The sequence below is a fragment of the Mesorhizobium abyssinicae genome (genome assembly GCF_049887195.1).
Taxonomy (GTDB): Bacteria; Pseudomonadota; Alphaproteobacteria; order Rhizobiales; family Rhizobiaceae; genus Mesorhizobium; species Mesorhizobium abyssinicae.
The window spans coordinates 62217-77269 of record NZ_JARAKC010000007.1 but is presented as its reverse complement, the minus strand read 5'-3'; the positions used below and the strand labels follow the sequence as shown (position 1 = coordinate 77269).

At 65.7% G+C, this 15053-nt stretch carries 14 protein-coding genes; 10 read left to right on the top strand and 4 right to left on the bottom strand.

The window, feature by feature from the left end:
• The 7 genes from PU724_RS17130 to PU724_RS17100 all read left to right on the top strand — a co-directional run bounded on the left by PU724_RS17130 (position 1) and on the right by PU724_RS17100 (position 7364).
• Positions 1-1326: a S41 family peptidase gene (locus PU724_RS17130; protein ID WP_354423060.1), complete on the top strand. Its 1326-nt coding sequence runs from the start codon at positions 1-3 to the stop codon at positions 1324-1326.
• A 205-nt stretch (positions 1327-1531) separates the two neighbouring features.
• Positions 1532-2719 carry a divergent polysaccharide deacetylase family protein gene (locus PU724_RS17125; protein ID WP_354423058.1) on the top strand — a complete coding sequence of 396 codons (1188 nt, stop codon included), beginning with the start codon at positions 1532-1534 and terminating at the stop codon, positions 2717-2719.
• A 132-nt stretch (positions 2720-2851) separates the two neighbouring features.
• Positions 2852-3367 carry an RNA pyrophosphohydrolase gene (locus PU724_RS17120; protein ID WP_354423057.1) on the top strand — a complete coding sequence of 172 codons (516 nt, stop codon included), beginning with the start codon at positions 2852-2854 and terminating at the stop codon, positions 3365-3367.
• A 404-nt stretch (positions 3368-3771) separates the two neighbouring features.
• Positions 3772-4866 (top strand): alanine racemase, encoded by a 1095-nt coding sequence (alr, locus tag PU724_RS17115; protein ID WP_354423055.1) that lies wholly within the window; start codon positions 3772-3774, stop codon positions 4864-4866.
• A gap of 269 nt (positions 4867-5135) precedes the next feature.
• Complete coding sequence (gene rnk, locus PU724_RS17110) at positions 5136-5555, top strand: nucleoside diphosphate kinase regulator (RefSeq protein ID WP_354423053.1); 420 nt, start codon at positions 5136-5138, stop codon at positions 5553-5555.
• A complete protein-coding gene (locus PU724_RS17105; RefSeq protein ID WP_354423051.1) occupies positions 5552-6085 on the top strand; it encodes a GreA/GreB family elongation factor in 534 nt (177 codons plus the stop codon). Before rnk ends, PU724_RS17105 begins: the two co-directional genes overlap by 4 nt.
• 22 nt (positions 6086-6107) lie before the next feature.
• Positions 6108-7364, top strand: a complete 1257-nt coding sequence (locus tag PU724_RS17100) for a D-amino acid dehydrogenase (protein WP_292174342.1) — start codon at positions 6108-6110, stop codon at positions 7362-7364.
• A 57-nt stretch (positions 7365-7421) separates the two neighbouring features.
• On the opposite strand, the gene PU724_RS17095 is transcribed toward PU724_RS17100, so the two are convergent.
• The 3 genes from PU724_RS17095 to PU724_RS17085 form a co-directional block, all read right to left on the bottom strand.
• Positions 7422-9587 (bottom strand): phospholipase D-like domain-containing protein, encoded by a 2166-nt coding sequence (locus PU724_RS17095; protein ID WP_354423049.1) that lies wholly within the window; start codon positions 9585-9587, stop codon positions 7422-7424.
• Complete coding sequence (locus PU724_RS17090; RefSeq protein WP_127286145.1) at positions 9584-10024, bottom strand: phospholipase A2 family protein; 441 nt, start codon at positions 10022-10024, stop codon at positions 9584-9586. Before PU724_RS17090 ends, PU724_RS17095 begins: the two co-directional genes overlap by 4 nt.
• 104 nt (positions 10025-10128) lie before the next feature.
• Positions 10129-11010 (bottom strand): LysR family transcriptional regulator, encoded by an 882-nt coding sequence (locus PU724_RS17085; RefSeq protein WP_354423047.1) that lies wholly within the window; start codon positions 11008-11010, stop codon positions 10129-10131.
• A 377-nt stretch (positions 11011-11387) separates the two neighbouring features.
• On the opposite strand from PU724_RS17085, the gene PU724_RS17080 reads away from it, so the two are divergent.
• The 3 genes from PU724_RS17080 (at position 11388) to PU724_RS17070 (ending at position 14285) form a co-directional block, all read left to right on the top strand.
• On the top strand, positions 11388-12884 hold the full coding sequence (locus tag PU724_RS17080; RefSeq protein WP_127282950.1) for a CoA-acylating methylmalonate-semialdehyde dehydrogenase: 1497 nt from the start codon (positions 11388-11390) through the stop codon (positions 12882-12884).
• A 498-nt stretch (positions 12885-13382) separates the two neighbouring features.
• Positions 13383-13688 (top strand): hypothetical protein, encoded by a 306-nt coding sequence (locus PU724_RS17075; protein ID WP_127282951.1) that lies wholly within the window; start codon positions 13383-13385, stop codon positions 13686-13688.
• Positions 13689-13964: 276 nt separating this feature from the next.
• Positions 13965-14285, top strand: a complete 321-nt coding sequence (locus PU724_RS17070) for a hypothetical protein (protein WP_127282952.1) — start codon at positions 13965-13967, stop codon at positions 14283-14285.
• 13 nt (positions 14286-14298) lie between these two features.
• On the opposite strand, the gene PU724_RS17065 is transcribed toward PU724_RS17070, so the two are convergent.
• Entirely contained in the window at positions 14299-14958 is a 660-nt protein-coding gene (locus PU724_RS17065) for a GntR family transcriptional regulator (protein ID WP_127282953.1), read from the bottom strand.
• Between the last annotated feature and the right edge of the window lie 95 nt (positions 14959-15053).

Here is a 15053-nt window from a genome sequence, read left to right as displayed (position 1 = left end):
ATGATGCGGAAACTTTCGCTTCTGTTCGCCGGCGCGCTGATGGGCGCGTCAGCGATGAGCCTGGTCTACGGCGCGCCAGGCTCGACGGCGAACGCTGCGGGCTCCGAGACCTACAAGCAACTGGCGATCTTCGGCGACATTTTCGAGCGCGTGCGGGCGCAATATGTGACGCCGCCGGACGACAAGTCGCTGGTCGAGAACGCCATCAACGGCATGCTGGCCTCGCTCGATCCGCACTCGTCCTACATGAACGCCGAGCAGGCGCAGGACATGCGCGTGCAGACGAAGGGCGAGTTCGGTGGCCTCGGCATCGAGGTCACCATGGAGAACGACCTGGTCAAGGTGATCACGCCGATCGACGACACGCCGGCCGCCAAGGCGGGCGTGCTGGCCGGCGACTACATCGCCAAGATCGACGGCGAGGAGGTGCGCGGCCTGACCCTCAACGACGCCGTCGAGAAGATGCGCGGACCGGTCAATACGCCGATCAAGCTGACCATCCTGCGCCAGGGCGCCGACAAGCCGATCGAGCTGACGGTGGTGCGCGACATCATCAAGGTCAAGGCGGTCAAGTTCCGCGTCGAGAACGACGTCGGCTACATGAAGATCACCTCGTTCACCGAGAAGACCTACGACGATCTCGAGAACGCCATCGACACCATCAAGAAGCAGGTGCCGGCCGACAAGCTCAAGGGCTATGTGCTCGATCTGCGCCTCAATCCGGGCGGCCTGCTCGACCAGGCGGTGAGCGTGTCGGATGCCTTCCTCGACCGCGGCGAGATCGTCTCGACGCGCGGCCGCGATCCGAAGGACGTCACCCGCTTCGATGCGAGGGCGGGCGACGACATCGGCGGCAAGCCGCTGATCGTGCTGGTCAATGGCGGTTCGGCGAGCGCGTCGGAAATCGTCGCCGGCGCGCTGCAGGACCTGCGCCGCGCCACCGTGGTCGGCACCCAGTCCTTCGGCAAGGGTTCGGTGCAGACCATCATCCCGCTCGGCGAGAACGGCGCGCTCAGGCTGACGACGGCGCTCTATTACACGCCGTCCGGCAAGTCGATCCAGGGCAAGGGCATCACGCCAGATATCAAGGTCGAGCAGCCACTGCCGGCGGACCTGCAGGGCAGGGACCTGACGCGCGGCGAATCGGACCTCAAGGGCCACATCAAGGGCGCCGACGAGAGCTCGACCGGCTCCGGCTCGGCCGCCTATGTGCCGCCGGATCCGAAGGACGACCTGCAGCTGATCTATGCCGAGCAGTTGCTGCGCGGCCACAAGACCGATCCGGCGTTCCCGCCGAATCCGCAGAAGGCCGTGCTCAACCAGTAGGGATTCGGCGGACCAGGCCAAGAGGTCTGGCCGCCTGATCGAAGCAATGCGATGCTGCCGGGACCGCGAGGTTCCGGCAGTTTGATTCGGGGGTCGCGGCCGGCGCGCCGCGCCCGAGGCGTGGCAGGCGCCGAGGAGACTTGGATTGGCGTGGCGTTCCGGGAGGTGAGCCCACCTGCCGGTCCCAACGCTTCGGGGTTGCGGCTTGGTGGACATCGGCAAGGACATAGAACGACCGCTCGGGCAGGGTCCCAGGCCGCAGCGTGTTGCCTCGCGCGGCATCAGCACCGGCGCGGTCGCGGCGACGCTCGCCGTGCTTGCGGTGATCGGCGTCTCCGGCGCGATCGCCTTGCGCGAAAAACCGTTCCGCAAGCCGCAAGAGGTCGCGGTGTCGACGCCGAAGGTGACGCCGGCCCCGGCCGCGACGCCCGCCCCGGCACCCGCCGCGGAGGCGGCGACGGCGGCACCCAAGGTCGAAACGCCCAAGGCCGGCGGACCGCAGATCATCCATGTCCAGACCGAGGAAGGCGACGGCCCGCCCAAGGCGGCCATCGTCATCCGCGATCCTTCCTCGATCGGCCAGAACCTGAAGATCGCGCATATCCCCGACAAGGCGTTGATCGAAGCCAGCGACACCGGCCCGCTGCCGGTCCGCGCCGCCGACGGCAGGCGGCCGTTCGACGTCTATGCGCGGCCGTGGTCGGGATCGCGGGGCGCGCGCGTGGCGATCGTCATCGGCGGGCTCGCCGTCTCCCAGACCGGCACGCAGGCGGCGATCGCCAAATTGCCGGCCGAGGTGACGCTGGCCTTTGCACCGCAAGGCAACAGCATCGGCCGCTGGATGCAGGCGGCGCGGCAGAGCGGGCACGAGATCGTCATGCAGGTACCGCTCGAGCCGTTCGACTATCCCAACGTCAATCCCGGCCGCAACACGCTGACGGTGGCGGCGAGCCCGGACGAGAACCTGAAGAACCTGCACTGGGCGCTGTCGCGGACGACCAACTACACCGGCGTCATGAATTACATGGGGGCGCGCTTCTCGGCCGATCCAGGGGCGATGGCGAGTTTCATGGCGGAGCTCGGCAAAAGGGGTCTCGCCTATGTCGACGACGGCTCGTCGGCGCGCAGCCTGGCGCCCGACCTGGCGCTGAAGGACGGCGTGCCCTTCGTCGCCGGCGACACATCGATCGACGCCGTGCAGGATCGTGGCGCGATCCTGAAGAAGCTGGACGAGCTGGAAGCCACCGCGCGGGCGAAGGGCACTGCCGTCGGCATCGGCTCGGCCTTCGATCTCACCGTCGATACGGTTTCGGCCTGGGTGGCCGAGGCGAAGAAGCGCGGCATCGAGATCGTGCCGATTTCGGCGGTAGCCATCGATCCGCAAAAAGGGTGAATAGTGAATAGTGAATAGTGAATAGTGAATAGTGAAGGGTTTCGGTGCCGTGATCTGATTCTGCCAGCTATAGGTACTCACTACTCACTACTCACTACTCAGACGTCACGCCGCAGCGCAGAAGGTCCGACGATGGCCAAGAATGTCGATCCCGAGACCCTGCCTTATCGCCCCTGCGTCGGCCTGATGATCCTCAATGGCGACGGGCTGGTCTGGGTCGGCCACCGCATCGCCGAGCCCGACAGCGAGTTCGCCGGCACGACGCAGCTCTGGCAGATGCCGCAAGGCGGCATCGACAAGGGCGAGGAACCGCTCGATGCGGCGGGACGGGAACTTTACGAGGAAACCGGCATGCGCTCGGTCTCGCTGCTCGCCGAGGCGCCGGAATGGATCAACTACGATTTGCCGGCGCACCTGGTCGGCGTTGCCTTCAAGGGGCGCTATCGCGGCCAGACGCAGAAATGGTTCGCCTATCGCTTCCACGGCGACAGCGGCGAAATCCAGATCAACCCGCCGCCGGGCGGCCACACCGCCGAGTTCGACAAATGGGCCTGGCGGCCGATGCAGGACCTGCCCGGGCTGATCGTGCCGTTCAAGCGCAAGGTCTATGAAGAGGTGGTGGCGGCGTTCCGGCATCTCGTCCCGTAGAGGCGCGTTCGATCGCACTGTTCGGGATCGGGCACTCTTGATATTGATGCCGGTACGCCGCAAGTACCAGAGGCTGACATGAACCATGCATGGCAAGAGCATCATAGGGGAGCGCCGGCGCTGCCCCTCACCTGCCTGCCGGCATCCTCTCCTCGTATTGTGACGGGGAGAGGGAAGCTCTCGGCGCCGATTTCGCTAATCGCCAACGTTGCAGGAAGACAACCGAGGCTGCGGCCAGCCCCTTCTCCGCGTCACTATACGGGGAGAAGTGCCCGGCAGGGCGATGAGGGGCGGCGCCGGCGTCGGCAATCGCGCGTCTTCGCAACAGGCGCAACCCTGGCGCGGTCGCCTCGATGAGTGGCGACAAGGCGCCTTTGCCGCAAGCGCCTGACGCGGGTAGCTGCATGCCTAGCGAGGCCACAGCCGGGGCGATCCTGACCATCGATCTTGGCGCCATCAGGGAAAACTACCGGCGGCTGAAGGCGCGACTCGGCGCCGCGCAATGTGCCGGCGTGGTCAAGGCAGACGGCTATGGGCTGGGCGCCGCCGAAGTGGCGCGGGCGCTGGCGGCGGAAGGCTGCACGAGCTTTTTCGTTGCGCTGCTCGCCGAAGGCGTGGCGCTGCGCCGGGCGCTCGGCCCCGGACCAGCGATTTATGTGCTGAACGGGCTGCCGCCCGGCTCGGAAAACGAGGCGGTCGAAGCCGAACTTGCTCCCGTCATCAACAGCACCGCGCAGCTCAAGGCCTGGGGCAAGGCCGGCCTAGCCGCCGGCCGCAAGCTGCCGGCCGCGATCCAGGTCGACAGCGGTATGTCCAGGCTCGGCATGCCGCCGGCGGAGGTCGAGGCGCTGAGCCGTGAGCCGACTTCCTTCGACGGCGTCGCGGTCACCCTCGTCATGAGCCATCTCGCCTGCGCCGACGAGCCGGCGCATCCGGCCAACGAGCGGCAGTGGCTGGCCTTCGAGCGGTTGCGCAAGATGCTCCCCGAGGCGCCCGCGTCGCTCGCCAACTCCTCCGGCATCTTCCTCGGACCGGCCTTCCATTTCGATCTCGTGCGCCCCGGCGCGGCGCTCTATGGCATCAATCCGACGCCGGCGGAGCCGAATCCGATGCTGCCGGTGGTGCGGCTGCAGGCCAAGGTGGTACAGACGCGAAGCGTCGAGAAAGGCGCCGGGGTCGGCTACGGCCACACCTATCGCGCGGAGGATCCGCTCAATCTGGCGACGATCTCTCTCGGCTATGCCGATGGCTGGCATCGCCGCGCCGCCTCCGCCGCCTGGTTTGAAAACGTGCGGCTGCCCTTTGTCGGGCGGGTGTCGATGGATTCGATCATCCTCGACATTTCCGCGCTGCCGCAGGGCAAGCTCGGCACGGGCGACCTGGTCGAGCTGCTCGGACCATCGCAAAGCGTCGACGCCGCAGCCGGCCATGCCGGCACGATCGGCTACGAGATCCTGACCAGCCTCGGGCCGCGCTTTCACCGGCGCTATACCGGCTGAACGAGTGCCTTGCTTGACAAGCAGGCGCTTCTCGGCAAGGGTTCCGGGATGAGCAACCTCGCCCATACCAGAACCTTTTTCAGGGTCTGCCCCATCGCGGGAGCGTAGCCCCGGCCCGGCCACCAAGCTGGCGGCCGCCTGAACCGGGGCATTTGAATTCCATACATCGCCATTGAGCCGGCCGGCCTTGTGCGGCTGCCGGCTTTGTCCGCCGCCCCTGATCTGGCGCCAGCGCAGTCGTCCTGTGCGCCGGGCCCATGAGGTTTGCCATGTCTGCAACAACTCCATCACGTTACCGAAACCTGCTCCTCGTCAGCGACGCCGATCACAACAGGCTGACCGGCCTAGCCAGAGCCTGTCTCGACCGGGCGCCCGACATTGCCGAGGGTCTGCTCGCGGAAATGGACCGCGCCAGGGTCGCGGCAGCGGCGGCCATGCCGGCAGATGTAGTGCGGATGGGCTCGACAGTGACTTTGCGCAACAGCGATGGAAGTTGCCAACGCGTCACGCTGGTCTATCCCAGCGAAGCCGACATCGCCGAGAAGCGCATTTCGGTGCTGACGCCGCTCGGAACAGCGCTGATCGGAGCGCGTGCCGGCGGGTCGGTGCACTGGCAAAGCCGTGACGGCCGGGTCCTGTCGGGCACAATCGACGCTGTCGAGCAGCTCCCGTCCGGGAGGCCGTCATGACCAAGACCATCTACTGCGTCACGACGAAGGATTTGGGGATGATTGAGGTGATGCTGTTGCGCAGGCGCGCCTTTGCCGATCCGATCGTGCCAGTGCTCGAGCGCAAGCTTTCGCAGAGCAGCATTGTTCCGGTCGACCTGGTCGGGCCCGACTTGGTGACGTTGGCCAGCCGCGTGACTTTTTGCATAGATGGCGGCCCGGCGGAGACGCGAACGCTGGTGCAGAGCGAAACATTCGCTTCCATAGGGGCCGGCCTGTCCGTCAGCACGTGGCGGGGCCTCAGCCTACTCGGCATGAGGAAAGGCCACAGCCTACTGGTCGAACGGCCCGACGGCAGGAACGAGCGGATTGTGGTCGAAGACGTACCTTACCAGCCTGAGGCTGCGCGACGAGCAGCTCGGAACGTCGGCGGACGTCTGTCGCAGGGCCTGACCCTTGTCCACAGCGCCTCAGCGACCAGCAGGCCCCTTGGCGAGACGGGCAAAATCCGGCAGACAGAGGAAGACGATCCGGGCCCTTCGGCGGCATGATCGGCCTTTGAGGGAGCAAGCGATGAAGATCTTCGTGCTGGGCGGCGGCGTGATCGGGGTCACCACCGCCTACTTCCTCGCCGAGGCCGGCCACGAAGTGACAGTGTTCGACCGCCAGAAAGGTCCGGCGCTGGAAACCAGCTTCGCCAATGCCGGCGAGGTCTCGCCGGGTTATGCCTCGCCCTGGGCCGGCCCCGGCATTCCGCTGAAGGCGATCAAATGGCTGCTGATGAAGCATGGTCCGCTGGTGGTGCGGCCGGCCTTCGACCCGCATATGTGGACCTGGCTGCTGAAAATGCTGCGCAACTGCACGGCCGAGCGTTATGCGCTCAACAAGTCGCGCATGGTGCCGCTTGCCGAATACAGCCGCGACACGCTGAAGGCGCTGCGCCAGGCGACCGGCATCGCCTATGACGAGCGTTCCAAGGGCACGCTGCAGCTTTTCCGGACGCAAAAGCAGCTCGACGGCACCGGTGGCGATGTCGAGGTGCTGAAGAAATACGGCGTCCCCTATGAAGTCCTCGATCCCGAAGGCTGCATCGCGGCCGAGCCGGCGCTGGCCAACGTGCGCGGCAAGTTCGTCGGCGGCCTCAGGCTGCCGGGTGACGAAACCGGCGACTGCAAGATGTTCACCGACCGCCTGGCCGAGCTCTGCGTGGCGCGCGGCGTGACCTTCGAATACGACACCCTGATCAGGCGCATCATCCGCAGCCGCAACCGCGTCCACAACATGCATACCAGCACGGGCTGGAGGGCGGCGGATGCCTATGTGATGGCGATGGGCAGCTACTCGGCGCAGGCGATGCGCTGGCTGAAACGGCCGATCCCGGTCTACCCGGTCAAGGGCTATTCGATCACTGTGCCGATCAAGGATGCCGAGGCGGCGCCGGTTTCGACCGTCATGGACGAGACCTACAAGGTGGCGATCACCAGGCTCGGCGACCGCATCCGCGTCGGCGGCACGGCGGAGATTTCAGGCTTCGACATGAGGCTGCACGAGTCGCGCCGGCGCACGCTGGAGCATTCGGTCGGCGATCTCTTCCCGGGCGGCGGCGATCTCAAGGCCGCAACCTTCTGGTGCGGCTTGCGGCCGATGACGCCGGACGGGCCGCCGCTGGTCGGCCGCAGCGAGCTGTCCAACCTCTATCTCAACACCGGCCACGGCACGCTCGGCTGGACCATGGCCTGCGGTTCGGCGAAGGTGCTAGCCGACATCATCTCCAGCCGGGTGCCGGAGATCAACGCCCGCGACCTCGGGCCGGAACGCTACCTGAAGTAGGGCAACTGCTCCTTCAGGTGTCCCCAGGACCGCAGCGCGCTTTTAGGGCGACCTGCCTCAAAACGCCTGCTTCACCCAGCCCTCTCTGAACAGCAGCCGGTAGGCCCAGGGGATGGTCACGTTGGTGGCGACCGGCTTTGAATGGGCAAGATAGTCGTCATAGACCGGTTTCATCCTGGCGTAGAAGGCGGGGTCGAGAACGGTCATGCCGTTCTCCGAGTCGTGGAAGAAGCTGCGGTTGTTGAGGTTGACCGATGAGATCGTCACCAGCCTCTCATCGATCATCATGATCTTGGAATGCAGCACCACGTCGGGCGCCTTGAATTCGCGGATATCGATGCGGTCGCCATACTTCTCGACGAACAGCTTGTTGAGCGCGGTGAGGAACTTGCCGCCGATGTCGCCCTTGAGGTCGATGCGGCCGACAATGTCGATCTTCACGCCTCTGGCCAGCGCCCTGTCGAAGGCCAGCGCGAGCTTCGGCGTCAAATTCAGGTAAGGGTTGACGATCTGGATATGGTGCTCGGCGGTGTCGATCAGCTCGACGAAATAGCTCTCCAGCGCGTGCCCGTCTTCATAGGGCACGGAGATGAAGTGCCGGGCGACGCCTTGCGGAAGCCGGCCACTGGCGCGGACCGGGATCGAAAACGGTCGCGAGATGTTGGTGTCGGCGTCGCGTAGCCACACGGTCGAAAGATGCGCGGCCAGCGTCTCGACCGTGGCCGGGTCGGCGAACTCAACGTCGAAATCGCTCCAGTTCGAATAGTAGTTCAGCGAGAAGCCGTCGGTCCTGCCGTATTGCTGCAGGTCCGGATAGCGCGACAGGTCGACCGGCTTGTGGAACAGGAAGCCGTCATGGATGTTGCGGCCGCCGATGATGACGCGCGAGCGGCCGGGATCTTCGGCCAGCGTCGCCAGCATCTTGACGTGATGGGTCTTGTGCAGCTGTGAGATCTGCTCGTCGATCGGCGCACCATGGTCGGCCCGCCAGCGGTATTCCTGAAGCTGGACATTGGGGAATTCGGCCGCCAGCCGGTGCAGCAGGGCGTCGTCCTTCTCGCGCTCCAGCACGTCGGTCACCAGGATGCGCACCTTGGTGCCCAAGGCGGCATGATGGCGGATCAGCCGCTCGATGATGCGGCCGGAAAAGTCCGCCTTGAACTCCAGCGACGATAGATAGATCAGCCTGAGTTTCGGCGCGTGCGAGAAATCGAGCGGCTGCTCGGGATCGGCCTTGTCGAACGCGCTGTCGGGAAGCCGCTCTCCCAGCAGCGCCTCGACCTTGGCGTTGAAGCCGTCGCGCGACTTGCGCAGCAGCAGCGGTTTGCCAAGTGGCAGCGCGCAGGTCTGCGACAGCCAGCGGCCGGCGTAGAAGACGCGGTCGAGCTCTTTGAGCCCATCGGGATCGGGCACCGGGCAGCGGTCGTAGCGGCTGTCGAGGCCGGCGACCCAAGGGTCTGCAACCTCCTCGCGGAAAATGGTTAGCGGCGCGCCGGCCGGCGCCAGGCCGGAGCTGACGCTGAGGTCGCAGCGGCTGAGCGCCTCGCCGGGATAGAGGCTCGCGGATGCCTCGCCCGCCGGCAGAGTGAGATGGAATGCCGAGCCCGCGGCGATCGTGCTCGATCGTCCCGACGCGCGGATCGCCAACGGCCCATCGCAAGTGCCGCCGATATCGAGGGGCTTCTGGCCGGCCTGGCTGAGCACAATCTCGACCGAGCGCGCCTCCAGACCGGAAAAGCTGAATGTCTTGGGCCCGGAGGGCCGGGCGGCGGCATCGAGATAGAGTGTCTGCCGCGACATGCGCCAGCGCCCGGTGAAATGATCCTCGCCGGGTTTGCCGCGCGCCGGCGTCAACGCGGTCGTGTCGATCGGCCTTGCCAGCTGTTGCAGCGCCCGGTAGGTCGCCTGGAAACGGCTGTTATGAATGTCGCGCCAGTCATGCCCGAAACGGCCGGTGCCGTTCGTGCGGTCGAGCGCGTCGAGCCGGCTTTGGGCCAGCAGCGCCTGGAAGCGTTTCTCGTAGTCGCTGTTGTCGGCATTGTTGAAGTAATGCGCGGTCGCGAGAGCGGCGCCGGTGCCGTCGGCCGAGATCGGCGGCCGGTCGCAGGCATCGTCGCCCGGAAAGAAAGCGCAGGCGGAGCGGCCGGGCATGCCGGCGCAGCCGGCCATCGCCGCGAGCGCCAATCCGAACAGCGCTTTTGTTGCCGCGGACCTTACGTTCACCCGGTCGCCCCGTTCATCGCCTTGAGCTGAGCGGGGTCGCGCGGCGGCATGAAGCCTTGCGGAAAGACCTTGCAGACCGGGACGGCGAAAGTGGCGATCAAAAGCTCGGCCTCGTTGCGCATCGTCCTCGGGGCGGTCTTGTCGTCGCGGATCACTTTCGCCGAGGCGACAAGCGCACCGTCGCAGTCGCAATGGTTGCGGCGGGCGATGTAGCAGGCGTCGTGGACCTGGCAAGCGGCGTCGAGGCGGCCGACCGGCCGCAGCGACAGATCGCCGGAGCGGGTCCCCGGCCCGCAATAATTGCCGAAGACGAAAGCCGAGGGGCGCGCCATCGCAGTGCGGATCGGCTTCGGAAGTTCAGCCTCCGGCACTTTCGTCCACGGGTTGGCGCAAGCCGAGAGGAAGGCCAGCGGCAGGATGGCAAGAACGGCTCGCATTTTATCCGCGCCAGCTTTCTGAAAATGTCCCCACCGGGCGTTACAGCCGCTCGATCAGCTGATGCCACACTCGCCGATTTTGTGGCAAGCGCAAGGCAGGCGATTCAGACGAACAGAGCGCGTTCCCTTTCCACCGCCCTGGTGATGAAATTGGCGACGAGCTGCACGCGGCGCAGCGGCCTCACCGATTCGTGATAGACCAGCCAGTAGGCGCGGCGGATCGGCGCCACGATATCGACCGGCACCAGTTCCGGCATCGATCGGGCGACGAAAGTGTGCAGGATGCCGATGCCGGCGCCGGAGCGCACCGCTTCGGCCTGGCCGAGCGCTGAGGAGATGGCGAAGCTCGAACTCCAGTCGGCGCTGAACTCGGCGGCATAGTCGAGCGAGGGGCTAACGATGAGGTCGGGCACGTAGCCGATCAGCGTGTGCCGGCCGAGCTCGGCCGCTGTCGCCGGCAGACCATTGGCTTCGGCATAGGCGCGCGAGGCGAACAGGCCGAGCGTGTAGTCGACCAGCTTTCCCGCCACCAGCCGGCCTTCGGTCGGGCGTTCCACAGTGATGGCGATGTCGGCCTCGCGCCGCGACAGCGAAAACGAGCGCGGCACCGGCACAAGCTGAATGGTGAGCTCGCGGTGGAGGGCGGTCAGTTCTCCCAGCCGTTTTGCCAGGAAGGCGACGCCAAAACCGTCCGGCGCGCCTATGCGCACCGTGCCCGAAACATCGTCGCCTTCGCCGGCAATGGTCGAGCGCGCGGCGATCATGTCGCTTTCCATGCGCTCGGCAATGTCGAGGAAACGTTCGCCGGCCGGCGTCAGCTCGCTGCCGGTGGTCAGGCGGCGGAAGAGTTTTGTGCGCAGCGCCTCCTCGAGCGCTGCGATGCGGCGCGAGACGGTGGCATGGTTGAGCTCGAGGCGCTTCGCAGCGCCGAGGATCTGGCCGGCGCGCGCCACGGCGAGGAAGATGCGGACGTCATCCCAGTTCATGGGAGTGACCTTGATGACAATAGTCAAAGCCGCGTTCCTTCGCGCCCCCCTCTGTCCTGCCGGACATCTCCCCCACAAGCGGGGAGATCAGCAGTTTTGGCGTCGGCCATTTCCTTGCAACGTTGGAGATTGGCGAAAGCAGAAATGAGGGAGCAATCTCCCCCCAAGTGGGGGAGATGTCCGGTAGGACAGAGGGGGGCGCGAAGGAACTCAACCTTGGTGATCCCAAACGACAGACGCAGCTCGCTATTTGCGGGAATTAATGCACAGTCGGCTGCCGTTGTCCATTTCCTGCACAACGGTTGCGATTCCGCTCGCGTTGCCATCACCGCCGCAAAGGCGGACAATGCCTCATCACCAAAACAGGGAGAGAAACCATGATCGACTACGGTCATTTCATCGGCGGCAAGCGTGTCGCCGGCACCAGCGGCCGCAAGCAGGACGTGATGCAGCCGATGGACGGTTCCGTGCGCGGCACGGTGGCGCTGGCTTCGCAGGCGGAACTGCGCGCCGCTGTCGAGGACGCCAAGGCGGCGCAGCCCAAGTGGGCGGCCACCAACCCGCAGCGCCGCGTGCGCGTGCTGATGAAGTTCCTCGAACTGGTCCAGCGCGACTATGACGAACTGGCCGACATCCTGGCGCGCGAGCACGGCAAGACGATCGCCGACGCCAAGGGCGACATCCAGCGCGGCCTCGAAGTGGTCGAGGTCTGCATCGGCGCGCCGCACATGATGAAGGGCGAGTTCACCGACGGCGCCGGCCCCGGCATCGACGTCTATTCGATGCGCCAGCCGCTCGGCGTCGTCGCCGGCATCACGCCGTTTAATTTCCCGGCGATGATCCCGCTGTGGAAGATCGCGCCGGCGATCGCCTGCGGCAATGCCTTTATCCTGAAGCCCTCCGAGCGCGATCCGGGCGTGCCGATCCGCATTGCCGAACTGTTCATCGAAGCCGGCCTGCCGGCCGGCATCCTCAACGTCGTCAACGGCGACAAGGAAGTGGTCGACGCCATCCTCGACGATCCGGACATCAAGGCCGTCGGCTTCGTCGGCTCGACGCCGATCGCCCACTACATCTATTCGCGCGGCACCGCCGCCGGCAAGCGCGTGCAGTGCTTCGGCGGCGCCAAGAACCACATGATCATCATGCCCGACGCCGACATGGACCAGACAGTCGACGCGCTGATCGGCGCCGGCTACGGCTCGGCCGGCGAGCGCTGCATGGCGATCTCGGTCGCGGTTCCTGTCGGCAACGACACCGCCAACCGGCTGATGGAAAAGCTGGTGCCCCGCGTCGAAAGCCTGAAGGTCGGCCCGTCGACCGATTCCTCGGCCGATTTCGGCCCGCTGGTAACGGCGCAGGCGCTGGAGCGCGTCAAGGGCTATGTCGACATCGGCGTCAAGGAAGGCGCGAAGCTCGTCGTCGACGGCCGCGGCTTCAAGATGCAGGGCTACGAGAACGGCTACTACATGGGCGGCTGCCTGTTCGACAACGTCACCGCCGACATGCGCATCTACAAGGAAGAGATTTTCGGCCCGGTGCTCTCGGTGGTGCGCGCGCCGACCTACGAGAACGCCATCAAGCTCGCCAACGACCACGAGATGGGCAATGGCGTCGCCATCTTCACCCGCGACGGCGACGCCGCGCGCGACTTCGCCTCGCGTGTCCAGGTCGGCATGGTCGGCGTCAACGTGCCGATTCCGGTGCCGATCGCCTACTACACGTTCGGCGGCTGGAAGGCCTCGTCCTTCGGCGATCTCAACCAGCACGGCCCGGATGCGTTCCGCTTCTACACCAAGACCAAGACGGTCACCTCGCGCTGGCCGTCCGGCATCAAGGACGGTGCCGAGTTCGTCATCCCGACGATGAACTAGCCGGACTGTTCCCGGTTTTGCGCGTCCTCGCCCTTCGGCTGCGGGCGCGCGGCTGGCATCAAGGACGGTGCCGAGTTCGTCATCCCGACGATGAACTAGCCGGACGGTTCCCGGTTTTGCGCGTCCTCGCCTTCGGCTGCGGGCGCGCGGCCGGCATCAAGGACGGTGCCGAGTTCGTCATCCCGACGATGAACTAGCCGGACGGTTCCCGGTTTTGCGCGTCCTCGCCTTCGGCTGCGGGCGCGCGGCTGGCATCAAGGACGGTGCCGAGTTCGTCATCCCGACGATGAACTGATCCAGATCCGACGACCGACTGATAAAGGCCCGGCCATCGCCGGGCCTTTACGCTTTCCGATCGCGGCCGGTATCCGCCAAAACACCGATGTGATGGAACCAAGCGGGCTCGCTCCGTCTTAGGTTGTATTCCTGCAAACTTGCAGGCCAATCCAACAGCGCCGGTGGCTGCCGGGGTTCTCGTCTGGCGCAAGGAGTTGTCAGATGACACGACGTCTTTTGGCGGGAACGTGCTTTGCGGTGTTTGCGATATGCGGTGGTGTCGCGCAGGCCGTTGCGGGCGGACAATGCGCCGCGCGTGCCGACGTCATCAAGGCGCTCGGCGAGAAGTTCCATGAAAGCGAGGCCGCGCGCGGTCTGGTCAACCCGAATGTGATCCTCGAAATCTTCGTGTCGGAAAAGGGCACCTGGACCATCCTGGCCACCGACACGCACGGCCTGAGCTGCATCATCACGGCGGGCGACGGTTGGGACGGAGCCATGATGGCGGCTGCACTGCCGGGCACCTGAGCGGACGTCGTTCCCGCTGTCGTAGGGAGGCGGCCCGCGGCCGGGTCTTTTGGCATTTCGAATGGATTGCGGCGCCCGAAAGGGTGCCCGCTTGTGCTTTGCCTTCGCCGTCACCATATATGGAACATAATGGGAACATCCGGAAGGTTCCCATTGGTGGCAGACCGGAACGCAGAAAGGAACGACGCGATGATGACGTCGGAACCGGCCTGGGCCGCTCCGGCAAGATGAGGCTGTCTCCTTTTGCCGGGACGCGATGGCAAAAGGAGGTGCCCCATGGCACGCAAATCCCTGTTGGGTTGGGTGAGAAACCTGGTTCTTGCCAGCGCGCTGGCGATGGGTACGAACAGCGCCGGCGCTCAATATCAAAACTGTGCCGAACACAGCGCTCTGGTTACCCACCTGAGCGAGAACTTCCAGGAACGGCAGTTTGCCTTCGGGCTGATCGGCCAAGTCGCGATCATGGAAATGTTTGTCGGCCAGAGCGGAACGTGGACCATCATCGTCACCGACGTTACCGGCACGAGCTGCATAATCGCCGCCGGCAACAGTTGGGAAAGCGTGGCGGCGCCGGCCGACCATAGCGCGCGATACTGAGATCGAGCATCGCTCAGCGGGTGGCGGCCACCTCGGCATGGCTGCGCAGCAGCGCCATCAGCCGCTTGGCATCCTTGGCCGCCCCCTCCTCGTCGCCGTCGAGGATCGAGCGGATCAGCGCGACATGGTGTTCGGCCGATTCGGCCAGGCCGGTATCCGACTTGTAGCGGAACCAGAAGCGGCGGCTGTGGGTCTGCAAGGGCGCCGCCAACCGCGCCGCGAAGGGGTTGTCGGCGGCCAGTGCGAGCGCCTCGTCGAGCGCCTTGTCGGCCTGGATGAAGGCCAGCACATTGCCCGAGATGACCGCCTTCTGCATGGCAAGGGCGGCGTCGTGAAAGAGGTCGGCTGCCTCGCGGGTGACGAAACGCGCGGCCGAGCGGGCCAGCACCACCTCGACGCCGCGCCTGGCATCGAGGACACGCAGCCAGTCGCCGGGATGGAGCGGCGCAATCGCGATGCCGGCGCGCGGCCGGACATCGAGCAGGCCCTCCCAGGCCAGACGCTGGATCGCCTCGCGCACCGGCGTGCGGCCGAGCCCGAGACGCTCGATCAGCGCACCCTCGGTGACAAAGCTCGACGGCGCCAGTTCGAGCGTGACGATCATGTGCTCGAGCGCGCGATAGGCCTTCGCAGCCGCCGGCTCGAAACGAGATATATCTTCCAATAGAGCCATTGGGCCTCCTGATATATTTTCCATATATCATAGCAGATTCCGCATTGACAGCCGGTTTCCTGTTAGATATATCACTGATATATCAGATTGGAGAT